This is a genomic window from Terriglobus tenax (assembly GCF_025685395.1).
GTDB lineage: Bacteria > Acidobacteriota > Terriglobia > Terriglobales > Acidobacteriaceae > Terriglobus > Terriglobus tenax.
Genome location: NZ_JAGSYA010000004.1, coordinates 2,054,007 through 2,065,716, shown reverse-complemented (window position 1 = coordinate 2,065,716; position 11,710 = coordinate 2,054,007). Strand labels below are relative to the sequence as shown.

Here is an 11,710-nt window from a genome sequence, read left to right as displayed (position 1 = left end):
ATCACAAACGATGGCTTCGGGGCCAACGGTACACAACAGCGCAAACTAGACGGGAATCCGCGACAGAAGTATGTCACCTCTTCGCAAAGTACGGCCATGAAAAATGCCGCATGTCCTATTCCCAAATTGGATTTCGCTGGTTGCCGATGCGTATTTTGCCTTTGCGGATGCGGAATTTTACTGCGGGCATCCAGCCGTGTATTACGGAAATGAAACCAACCATTCGTTCGCAACTCTGCGTCTGAACACGGGTATTCACAAATGCCCGGGAAGTAAGAGAGGGCGGAGGAAACAAAATGATCAGCAAACGACTTGCAGGATTTTCTCTCGCGGCTGTGATGTTGGCAGGCACTTTTACCGCGAACGCCATTGCACAGGGGCCGCCGCCTCCTCCGCCGCCGGGATACGGTTGGGATGCTCCTCCGCGTGAGTTCCGCGCCATTGAGCAGCAGGGCTTCCGCGATGGCATCTACGGCGCGCAGAAAGACTTTGAGAACCATCGCCGCCCCACGCCGAACAACCGCGATGAGTATCGTCGGCCTCCTGTAGCGCGCCGCGATATGAACGCCTATCGCAGCGGCTTCCAGCGCGGCTACCGCGTCGGCTGGGACCACATCACCAACGGTCCCCGCAATGGTTTCTACGGACGGTAAGCCTGCGTCTTAAATAATTCGTGTCCCGAAGCATATAGAATGGCCTGCGCCGCTGAGATACGCCGCAGGCCGTTCTGTTTAACCAGCAACCATGGAGTGACTTCGCGTGACCGTACTGCGCCGACTTCTGCCCGTCGTTCTTCTTTCTGCCGCAGCCTTTGCACAAACCCAGCGCCCCGCCGATCCGCAGCGTGTGGGCGATCCTCCGGTAGAGGGCTTTGACCGCCGCGGCACAGATTCGATTGCGCTCACGCTTCCCGGCCTTCGGCCTGGACCGACAGCCATTGAGATCAAGGACCTGGTGCTGCATGACTTCAGCTTCGAAGGCTCACCGGTTGCCGTGTCGAAGCTTCACCTGAAGCAGCTTGGTGAAGGCATCTACGAGATCACCTCGCTGGCCTATGCCGTCGGGGACTGGGAGTTCCAGGTGCACGATGGCGCCGCCGGATACTTCGGCCTGGGCGAGCACTACAACACGCTGAACCACTCCCACGAGGTCATCCGCAACCTGTCGCAGGACAATGCCTATTCCAAGGGTGCGGGCACCTATAAGCCCATCCCGTTCTATCTTTCGACTACCGGTTACGGCCTGTGGGTGGACACCACCGCCGAGGCTGTCTTCGACATGAACGCCGCCGATCGCTACGAAGTGAATGTCTCTGTCCCCGCCGAGCGGCTGCGTATCGTCCTCTTTACCGGACCGGAGTTCCCGAAGATCCTTGACCGCTTCACCGCCACGGTGGGACGCCCCATGCTGCCGCCCTACTGGGCCTTCGCTCCATGGATCGGCCGTGACTACCATCGCAACGATGCCGATGTGCGCGAGGACGTCGACAAGACGCGCATCCTTGGCCTGCCCGCAAGCGTGGAGCTGGTCGACTCGCCCTGGGCCACGGGCTATAACAGCTACGAGTTCAACCCGAAGCAGTTTTCTGACATTACCGGCACCATCAAGCATGTGCATGAGGAGGGCTTCAAGCTGGTGCTGTGGCACACGCCGTGGATCAACAGCCAGACAAAGACTCCTGGCGAGCCGGGCTTTGCCGACAAGGTAGATGTCGAAAGCTCCAACTACAAGGAGGCTGCGGCAGGCGGCTACTTCGTGAAGAACGAAGACGGCTCGCCTTACGTGGGCGAATGGTGGAAGGGCAAAGGCTCGATCATCGATTTCACCAACCCGGCGGCGAAGCAGTGGTGGCAGGACCAGATTCGCAAGGTCATCAAGCTGGGGGCCGACGGCTTCAAGGACGATGACGCCGAAGGCAACTTCATTGGCCCGGTCAAGTTTGCAGACGGCACCGACCAGCGGCTGATGCGGAATAAGTTCGCGGTGCTCTACAACAACGCGATGGAAGAGCTGATTCAGAAAGACCTGAAAGGCAACGGCGTTCTGTTCGCACGTTCCGCCACGGTGGGAAACCACAACATCGCCATGCTGTGGGGCGGCGACAACGAGGGCAGCTTCTCGCCGGAAGACGGCCTGCCGACCGTGGTGACCGCAGGTCTGGGCGCTGGTATGAGCGGTATGGCCATGTGGACCGCCGACCTCGGCGGATACTTCGGTGGGGCGGAGCCTGATCCTGTGAACTTCATGCGCTGGACACAGGTGGCCGCCTTTTCGCCCGCCATGGAGGTGTTGAACACCAAGAACCGTGGCCCGTGGAGCTACGGTGACGAAGCTCTGCGCAACTATCGCAAGTACGCCGTGCTGCACATGAGCCTGTTTCCGTATCGCTATGCCGCCGCGCAGCAGGCCAGCAAAACCGGCATGCCGCTGATGCGTGCCCTGGTGCTGCACTACCAGGACGACAAGCAGGCCCGTGAGTCGAAAGACGAATTTCTGTTCGGCGACGATTTCCTGGTCGCCCCCGTTCTCAACGAAGGCACGCAGCGGCCGGTCTACCTGCCTGCGGGCGACTGGGTGAACTACTGGACCGGCGGGCAGGCCGCCGGCGGCAAGACCATCGTGGTGGAGGCTTCCATGGATGTGCTGCCGCTCTACGTCCGTGCCGGCGCGGTGATCGCGAAGATCCCTGAGGATGTCATGACGCTGGTGCCGTCCGGGGAGTCCGGCAGCAAGACCGTGAAGACGCTGGACGACCGCCGCGTCTATGAGCTGATCTCCGGCTTCTCCGGCCCGGCCAAAACGATCGAGGACTTTGAGGGCCGCACGGTGACCCGCGACGCCGATTCGCTGAAGATCAAGGGTAAGGCGGCAAAGATCACGATCCGCTGGAAGTTCGGCCGTGTGCGGTCCGTCACCGTCAATGGGACTTCGGCGAAGCTGATGACAGACTCTGCCGGTCCTTACGTGGAATTCAGCCACGCGGACGAGTCCAGCATCGAGTGGAAATAGCCCCTTTGCACTGGTTTTTCTCCGGACACGGCCCCGTCTGCCACCCTTCGTGGGCGGGGCTATCTTCTCCAGGCCACGCAGGCGGGCGCTTTAGCATCCTCAACCGGGTAGGGAGGGGGCAAATGAGTCCAAATGGCACTCCGGAGCGTCTATAAGGATGTGGTATTCTGTGGTTCGCTGGGATTCTGCGCCCAAACTATGCCCTCACCCTTCGCGGTAAGAGGAGCTGTGGCCCAGGCGGTTTCAACCGCTACTTCGTTTTCCAGCCCCCGTAACAACCCCGGGACACGTGTCGGCGGTTTCGCCTGATACGAAAAATATTTTCCCCGCATCCAGAATGCGGGAAGGGATGCATTTGTGGCTAACGAAGAAATGGACAATTTCGGAGAGACAGCGATTGACCAGAACAGTCTGGACAAGCTGATCGATGCCGGCAAGGAAAAGGGCTACCTCACCTATGGCGAGGCGAATGACCTGATCCCCGGCGATATGACCAACGCGGACGACCTGGACGACCTGCTGACGACGATCAATACGCAGGGTATCGATGTCCTGTCGCCCGACGCCAAGTTCGACAAGCGTGACGGCTATGAAGCGGAGGCCGAGGACGACGATGTTGAGCTGGACCTGACTCCTGGCCAGCTTGAGAAGACCAACGACCCGGTGCGCATGTACCTGCGCGAGATGGGTACGGTTCCGCTGCTGACCCGCGAGGGCGAAGTTGAGATCGCCAAGCGCATTGAGCGCGGCCAGCTCCGCGTGATGAAGGCCATCTCGCGCTCGTCCATCGTCATTCGCGAGATCCTGGCGCTGGGCGAAGACCTGAAGCGCGGCGTCCGCAACATCAAGGAAGTAGTCACCTTCGACGAAGAAGAGCTGACCGAAGAGATCCTGATGTCGCGCGTCAAGGCGACCGTCAAGAAGATTGACGCAATCTCCGCCCACCAGAAGAAGGCCGAAGAGTTTGCCGCCAAGCTGGCCGATGGAAAGCTGAAGTCCGCCAAGGACCAGCGTAAGCATCGCTGGCTGATGGGCCGTGAGCGCGTGAAGGCGACGCGTATCGTCCGCGACCTGAAGTACACCAACGCTGAGAAGAAGCGCCTGCTCGACAAGGTCAACAAGACAGTCGACTCCATGCGCACGCTGGAGCGCCAGATCAAGTCGCTGGACGCCAAGTTTGAAGCCTCGCGTTCGGAAGAGCTGAAGAAGGAATATCGCCGCCAGCAGAAGAACTGCAAGGTCGATCTCGACCGCCTGGAAGGCGAAGCCGGCCTGACCATCGACGAGTTGAAGCGCACGCAGCGCGAGATGATCCAGGGCGATATGGACGCGGAGAAGGCCAAGCGCGAGCTGATCGAAGCCAACCTTCGTCTCGTCGTCTCCATCGCGAAGAAGTACACCAACCGCGGCCTCCAGTTCCTCGACCTGATCCAGGAAGGCAACATCGGCCTGATGAAGGCCGTCGACAAGTTCGAGTACCGTCGTGGCTACAAGTTCTCGACCTATGCAACGTGGTGGATCCGCCAGGCCATTACCCGCGCCATCGCGGACCAGGCCCGCACCATCCGTATCCCGGTGCACATGATCGAGACCATCAACAAGCTCATCCGTACCAGCCGCCAGCTGGTGCAGGAGCTTGGCCGCGAACCTTCGTCAGAAGAGATCGCCAAGCGCATGGACATCCCGGTAGCGAAGGTCCGCAAGGTCCTGAAGATCGCACAGGAGCCCATCTCGCTCGAGACTCCGATCGGTGAAGAGGAAGATTCGCACCTTGGCGACTTCATCGAAGACCGCATGGCCGTCAGCCCGTCCGACGCCGTCATCTCGGTCAACCTGAAGGAGTACACCTCGCAGGTGCTGCGTACCCTGACCCCGCGCGAAGAGCGCGTGATCAAGATGCGCTTCGGCCTGGAAGATGGCTCCGAGCACACGCTGGAAGAAGTCGGCCAGAGCTTCCAGGTCACCCGCGAGCGCATCCGCCAGATAGAGGCCAAGGCCCTGCGCAAGCTGCGTCACCCCAGCCGCAGCCGCAAGCTGCGCGCGTTTGTGGACGGCGTCAAGGAAATCTAACGTCTGTTCTTCAGCAGCAACAACAAAGGCCGCGCAATGCGCGGCCTTTGTTGTTTGTGTTCCGGAACAGACTACCCTGCGTTCTCCACCGCCCGCCGCTTCTTCACGGCGTTGGCCAGCTCGCGGAGCAGAGTCTGCGTCTCGGGCCAGTCGATGCAGGCATCGGTGATGCTTTGTCCGTAGACAAGCGCCTTGCCGTTAACCAGGGACTGCGATCCGGCGACGAGATTGCTCTCGATCATCACGCCCATGATGTGGCGGTTTTCCCCTGTCGCTACCTGTTCCGCCACGGCGTGGCATACGGCGGCCTGCTTGCGGTGGTCTTTGCTGCTGTTGGCGTGGCTGAAGTCGATCATGATGCGCGGCTGGGCGCCAGCCCGTTCCATCTGCACGGCCGTGGAGGCAACCGAGGCGGCATCGTAGTTGGTCACCTGGCGGCCACCGCGCAGGATCACGTGGCAATCCGGATTACCTGCGGTCAGAAGGATCGCAGACTGTCCGTTCTCCGAGGTTCCCAGGAAGGTATGCGGATGGTTGGCCGAAAGAATCGCTTCAATCGCGATCTGCACATTGCCGGAGGTGCCGTTTTTGAAGCCCACCGGGCAGGAGAGGCCGGAGACGAGCTGACGGTGCACCTGGCTCTCGGTCGTGCGCGCTCCAATGGCGCCCCAGCTCACAAGGTCAGACACATACTGCGGCGAAATCATGTCCAGGAACTCGGTTCCGGCGGGCACGCCCATCTCCGCCAGGTCCAGCAGCAGGCTGCGGGCAATGCGCAGACCATCACTGATGCGGAAGGACTCGTCGAAGTAAGGATCGTTGATCAATCCCTTCCATCCCAGCGTGGTGCGCGGCTTCTCAAAGTACACGCGCATCACGATCATCAGCTCGTCGGAGAGCTCCGCAATGGCCTCCTTCAGCAGGCCGGCATACTCGCGTGCGGCCACGGGATCGTGGATGGAACAGGGGCCGACAACGACGACCAGGCGGTCGTCCGTTCCGTTCAGAATGTCGACAATATGGCGCCGCGCGTCAAACACGGTGCGCGAGGCATTGTCCGTGACGGGCATCTCTTCTTCAAGAAAGATGGGAGGTAGAACAACGCGGGTGGATTTGATTCGGAGGTTGTTGGTGGGATATGCCATGGCTGCTTCATAAGGATACTAGGATGTGGGGTTTCGCTGGGGCTGCACGTTAGCATGGAAAGAACCGGCCGCGTGGAATCGCGGCCTTTCTGTTGCCGCATGCTCTCCCTCTTCGAACCCGCTCCTCCCAACCGCCTGCCGGAGATCCACCAGCGTCTGCTCGCCCACTACGGCAGGCCGGCGGCGCGCGATGTGTGGGACCCGCTGACGCAGTTGATCTACTCCCTTCTGTCAGCCAGGACGAAGACCGAGGTCTCGCTGCAGATCATCCGCGACCTGCGGAACCGGTTCGACGGCTGGGATGGAGACTGGACGCGGCTGCGCGATGCCCCGATTGCCGAAATCCAGGAAGTCATCCGCCCGGTTACCCACTACGAGAAGAAGTCGTACCAGCTTAAAGACACGCTGCAGCAGATCAGCAGCCGCATCGGCGTGCTGCGTCTGGAACCCTTGGCGAAGTACCGCACGGAGAAGATTCGCGCGTGGCTGGAACAGCTTCCCGGCGTCGGTGTGAAGACCTCCGCGGCGGTGGTGAACTTCACAACGCTGCACCGCCGTGCGCTGTGCATTGACGGCCATCATCAGAGGATCGCGCAAAGGCTGGGGCTTAGCTCTTCTAAGGCGGATGCGCGCCAGGTGGAGGCCGACCTGATGGCGCTTGTGCCCGAGGACTGGACACCGGAGATGCTGGATGAAGACCACTCGCTCTTCAAGCTGCATGGGCAAACGCTCTGCACGTTGAACGAGCTGCGCTGTACGCGGTGTCCGCTGCTGGACCTGTGTCCCACGGGCAAGGAAAGGGCCACACCGAAGCGTGGCCCGTATCCTGCCGGCTAACCGGCTATCGCTTGAACAGCCCGCTCAGCGCCTTGCCCAGAGGACTGGACTGAAGGTTCTGCTTCTGTTGCGTATTTCCGCCGATCATCTTGCCAAGGTCCGGCGTAAACACCGGGTTGGCGGTGGTGCCGGAGATGGTGACCGGAATGCCATTGGCCGTTGCCTGTGCCACGGTGGAGCCGAAGACCCCCGGCAGCATGCCCATCGCCTGCGTCGCCAGGCCGCCCACACCGGTGGAGTCCAGCTTGATCAGCAGCCGGTAGTTCAGCGCGTTGCTGGGGCTGATGGAGCCGCTGCCCGAAGCCGAACCAAGTCCGGAAACCACTGCCGCAAGACTGTTCGTCTGCACGCCTTCCGTGCTGTAGCGAAGGTTGGTGCTCAGCACCTGGATCGTGGTGTTTGACCCTGTCTTTGCGCCGGTCAGCGACTGGATGCTGGCCAGCTTCTGACCCAGGTCAAAGCCCGCAAGCTGCGTGTTGGTCACGCGCACCGGGCCGGTGATCACCGGCGCCGTTACCGGCCCCGTAATGTCGAGCGTAGTGTTCAGCGTGCCGCCCTGCAGGCGCGATCCGGAGGGCAGTTGCACACCCAGCGAAGGCAGGAAGGCGACCAGGTCGTCGATCGGCATGTTCTTTCCATCCACATTGATCTGAGTCGTGGTGGTGTTGCCGGTCGTCTGGTAGGTCCCGGTAATGCCAAGCACGGCCTTGCTCACCTGCACGCTGGCGCTGTTGATCTTGCCGGAGAGCGACTGCAGGTCCTGGCCAACGGAGAACTGCACATCCACCGGCTGTGACGACGGTGTTCCGTTCTTTGCCAGCTTCAACTGCGTCAGGTGCAGCTTGCCATCAGCCTGCGCGGTCTGCCCGTTGGATACAAGCTTCGTATCGAGGTCCGCAATGCCGGAGATACCCTGGCTTGCTTCCACCAGCCCCGCGTTCACCAGGTCGGCATGCTTCAGCGCTACCTGCGCGGTGATGGGTGTCAGAGAGGCATCGCGCTGGTTCACCGGGCCTGCATTGCCTGTCACGTCAATGCTTCCTCCAGCCGGCAGCTTGCCGCTTACGGTGAACGGGAAGGCGCTGGCGAACGAGAACTTCTGCACGTTCAGATTCAGTTCGCTGTACACACGCGGCTGTCCCTGCTGCGGCAGCGTGCCCAGGGTCACGGTGCCGTCCTTGATCTCAATCTTGTTGACGGTCAGGTTCGGCAGCAGGCTCTCCGTATCCGCGGACGGAGCCTTACGCTTGCCTTCGCTGCCCAGGCTGGAATAGTTCCACGTCCCGTTTGCGGCGCGAACCAGCAGGATCTTCGGCTGGTCGATGGTGAAGCTCTGGATATGCAGCTCGCGGCGCAGGATGAGCGGCATTACTTCCACACCAATGCGGACATCCTTCGCCGTCAGGAAAGATTGATTACTGAAAGCTGGATCATCGGCAATCGACGGAGACTCGGCCAGCAGGCTTCCGGAGAAGAGCGAGAAATCCAGGTGCCCCAGCTGTACCGGGCGCCCCAGTGAATCCGACAGCGCCTTCTCAATGCGTCCGCGATAGGTGTCCGCATCCAGCAGATGGCTGATGGCAAATATGCCGATCAGTACCAGTACGATTACGCCACCTATCACCATCCAACTGCGCTTTATCGCTGCCATCGTCTCTCCTGTTCCAACGTATTAAAGCTTACGCTCGCCTTGCCGGATAAAAGATTGGATGCACAAAGAGGGGGCCACATTCCGTGGCCCCCTCTTCTTCCTTGGTGTGGGATTGCTTTTACTTCACCGGTTCTGCGTCCAGCGTCCACTCCTCAATGGGAGCGATGTTCAACTCCTTCAGTCCGGGTTCAATCTTCGCCTTGTCGCCGACAGCGACAAGGATCATCTGTTCCGGATGGAGGTAGCTGGTGGCGGCTTCCGCAGCCTGTTTTGCCGTAACGGCGTTGATCTTGGCCGGCAGCGAGCGGTAATAGTCCACCGGCAGACCGTAAGCGAAGATGTTACCCGTAGACCCCACGATGCCGGCGTTGGTTTCAAACTCCCCGGGCAGTGAACGCGCGTAGCTGTCGCGCGCCATGGTCAGTTCGGCGTCGCTCAGCGGCTCCGTGCGGATGCGCGTGAGCTCGTGCATCAACTCCTTCGCTGCGGGCGCGGTTACATCCGTGCGGACTGAGGCTCCTGCGAGGAACGGTCCATTGCCGCGGCGGAAGGTAAAGCGCGAGCTGGCGCCGTAGGTGTAACCGTGCTCCTCGCGCAGGTTCATGTTAATGCGGCTGGAGAACAGGTCGCCCAGCATGGTGTTCATCACCACCACCGGAACATAGTCTGCCGTGGAACGCGGCAGGCCAAGCTGGAAGGCATAGAGCGCCGTCTGGGGCGCTCCGGGCTTGTCCACCACGATCACCCGCTTGGTGGCCGCGGCCGGGGCAGCCGGAGGAGCAGCCACGGCGGCCGTTCCCGTCCATCCGCCAAAGTACTTGGTCGCCAGCGCACGCGCGTTGGCCAGCGTAATGTCCCCGGAGAGCACCAGCGCGGAGTTCTTCGGGCCCACGCTCGTGGTGTAGAACGCCGTCAGATCCGCCGAAGTCACTTCCTTTACGGAGGCAGGGGTTCCCAGCAGGTTATGACCATACGCGCTGGCCGGACCAAACAACGCGGCTGCGCCTACCTGCTGCGCCACGGCGGGAGGCTGGTCGCGCTGCTGCAACAGTTGCGTCAGGCGGCGCGCGCGAACGCGATCCACCTCTTTCTGGTCGAAGGCAGGACGGAGGGCCACATCCGAGAACAGGTCAAACGCATTGTCCAGCTTCGTGGTCAGTCCGCTGACGGAAACCGTCAGAGCATCGTAGCCCGCCACGCCGGAGAGCCCAAGTGCAAGATCGCCCGTCTGGTCGGCAATCGCAGAGGAAGAGCGCGACTTCGTGCCCTCCGTCAGCATGGCAGCGGCAAAGCCCGCGATGCCGGGTTTGCCGGCGGGGTCCTGCGAGGCTCCGCTCAGCGAAACCAGGTTGGCAGCAAACAGCGGCAGCTTGTGGTTCTCGTTCACATAGACCTTCAGGCCATTAGCCAGGGTAAAGGTCTGCGGTACGGGCAGGGTGAAGGCAGGCAGAGGGCCGGCCTTCGGAGCGGACTTGCGCCAGGCCTGCGTCGCCTCAAACTCGGCCGTGTATTCCTTCTCGATCTTCACATCGGCGTCGGTGTTCTCCGGGCTGCGGGCCACATCGTCGATCACCTTTTTGCCCGGCACACCGTAAATCACCACGCGGTGGTTGCTGGCCAGCAGATCGCGCGCGTACTTCATGATGGTGGCGCTGTCGGCATTCTGGTAACGGGCAATGTCCTTCGGCAGATAGCCAGGGTCGCCCGTGAAGTGGTTGTAGTAGTTCAGCCGGTCCGCAACGCGGCCAATACGCTCCAGCGGACGGATCAGTCCCGCGATGGTCTTGGTGCGGGCACGCTCAATCTCTTCCGGCGTCGCTCCGTTTTCCAGAAAGTCGTCCAGCACGGCGTTCGCTGCCTTTTCCAGGTCGGCGGCTTTCACGCCTGGCCGCGCCGTGATCTCGCACTCAAAGACTGAGGCTGCCTGGGCCGATTCATTTGCGCAGGTCGCTGCCTGCGCCACCTGCTGCTCGTAGACCAGCTTCTTGTACATGCGGCTTGACCGGCCGCCGCCCAGCACATCGGCGGCAAAGTCCATCTCCGCGTCTCCGGCGGCATAGGCCTTCGGTGTCAGCCATGCAAAGTACACGCGCTCCAGTTGCACGGTATCGGTGACGGTTTGGCGCTTCTCCGTGGTAATGGCCGGTGTATCCACATTCAGCTTCGGAATCTCGCCACCCTTCTTCAGGGGTCCGAAGTACTTCTCCACCAGCGCCTTAGCCTGGGCTTTGTCAAAGCTGCCGGCAATCACCACGGTTGCGTTGTTGGGTGCGTAGTAGGTCTTGAAGAAGTTGCGAACGTCATTCAGGCGAGCCGCTTCAATGTCCTTGTGCGATCCAATCACAACGCCGTGGTACGGGTGCGGTTCCGGAAACAGGTTGCCGTACAGGGCTTCCTCCACCACGCCATACGGCTGGTTCTCGGTGGACTGGCGGCGCTCGTTCCGTACAACATCCCGCTGGTTGGTCAGCTTGGCGCGATCCAGCGTATCCAGCAGAAAGCCCATGCGGTCGCTCTCAAGCCACAGCGCCAGCTCAAGCTGGTTGGACGGCACGGTCTCAAAGTAGTTCGTTCGGTCAAAGTTCGTGCTGCCGTTGATGTCCGAGGCGCCGGCGGCTTCCAGATACTTGAAGTGGTTCTTCTCACCCACGTTCTTTGAGCCTTCAAACATCATGTGCTCGAACAGGTGCGCAAAGCCGGTAAGTCCCGGACGTTCATTCACCGCGCCCACGTGATACCAGACATTCACGCTGACCAGGGGCAGCGACTTGTCTTCCGTGAAGATGACCTGCAGCCCGTTGGGCAGCTTGTACTGGTCATAGGCAAGGGTGGGGGCCTTGATGGCCGGTGGTTGTGCGGCTGCCGGAAGACTCAGGGCTACGGCAGAGAGAAGTGCTGCGATGCGCAGTTTCATAAAAAGGAGGACTCCGTGCGACTCAGAATGAGTTTTCACAGAGTATCCCCGCACACGCCAAAGGAAAAGGGGCAGCGCATTTGC

General features: G+C 61.1%; 7 protein-coding genes. 4 read left to right on the top strand and 3 right to left on the bottom strand.

Annotation, left to right across the window (positions count from 1 at the left end):
• The first annotated feature begins 296 nt into the window (after window positions 1-296).
• From OHL13_RS14085 to rpoD, 3 genes are all read left to right on the top strand, one after another.
• Window positions 297-653 (top strand): hypothetical protein, encoded by a 357-nt coding sequence (locus OHL13_RS14085; protein ID WP_263410762.1) that lies wholly within the window; start codon window positions 297-299, stop codon window positions 651-653.
• A 106-nt stretch (window positions 654-759) separates the two neighbouring features.
• Window positions 760-3,009, top strand: coding sequence for a glycoside hydrolase family 31 protein (locus OHL13_RS14080; RefSeq protein WP_263410761.1), 2,250 nt, complete (start codon window positions 760-762; stop codon window positions 3,007-3,009).
• Between the two features lie 372 nt (window positions 3,010-3,381).
• On the top strand, window positions 3,382-5,079 hold the full coding sequence (gene rpoD / locus OHL13_RS14075) for an RNA polymerase sigma factor RpoD (RefSeq protein WP_263411663.1): 1,698 nt from the start codon (window positions 3,382-3,384) through the stop codon (window positions 5,077-5,079).
• A 71-nt stretch (window positions 5,080-5,150) separates the two neighbouring features.
• On the opposite strand, the gene OHL13_RS14070 is transcribed toward rpoD, so the two are convergent.
• Entirely contained in the window at window positions 5,151-6,224 is a 1,074-nt protein-coding gene (locus tag OHL13_RS14070) for a 3-deoxy-7-phosphoheptulonate synthase (protein ID WP_263410760.1), read from the bottom strand.
• 72 nt (window positions 6,225-6,296) lie between these two features.
• Between OHL13_RS14070 and OHL13_RS14065 the strand changes: the two genes are divergently transcribed.
• Window positions 6,297-7,061: an endonuclease III domain-containing protein gene (locus OHL13_RS14065; protein WP_263410759.1), complete on the top strand. Its 765-nt coding sequence runs from the start codon at window positions 6,297-6,299 to the stop codon at window positions 7,059-7,061.
• Between the two features lie 4 nt (window positions 7,062-7,065).
• Here the strand turns inward: OHL13_RS14065 and OHL13_RS14060 are convergent, their stop codons facing one another.
• A complete protein-coding gene (locus tag OHL13_RS14060) occupies window positions 7,066-8,712 on the bottom strand; it encodes an AsmA family protein (protein WP_263410758.1) in 1,647 nt (548 codons plus the stop codon).
• 118 nt (window positions 8,713-8,830) lie between these two features.
• On the bottom strand, window positions 8,831-11,626 hold the full coding sequence (locus OHL13_RS14055; protein ID WP_263410757.1) for a M16 family metallopeptidase: 2,796 nt from the start codon (window positions 11,624-11,626) through the stop codon (window positions 8,831-8,833).
• Window positions 11,627-11,710: the final 84 nt, after the last annotated feature.

What these genes read in the sequence shown, in the direction of transcription:
- OHL13_RS14085 (WP_263410762.1), top strand. Translation starts at nt 297, where the DNA reads ATGATCAGCAAACGACTTGCAGGATTTTCTCTCGCGGCTGTGATGTTG.
- rpoD (WP_263411663.1), top strand. Translation starts at nt 3,382, where the DNA reads ATGGACAATTTCGGAGAGACAGCGATTGACCAGAACAGTCTGGACAAG.
- OHL13_RS14070 (WP_263410760.1), bottom strand. Translation starts at nt 6,224, where the DNA reads ATGGCATATCCCACCAACAACCTCCGAATCAAATCCACCCGCGTTGTT.
- OHL13_RS14060 (WP_263410758.1), bottom strand. Translation starts at nt 8,712, where the DNA reads ATGGCAGCGATAAAGCGCAGTTGGATGGTGATAGGTGGCGTAATCGTA.
- OHL13_RS14055 (WP_263410757.1), bottom strand. Translation starts at nt 11,626, where the DNA reads ATGAAACTGCGCATCGCAGCACTTCTCTCTGCCGTAGCCCTGAGTCTT.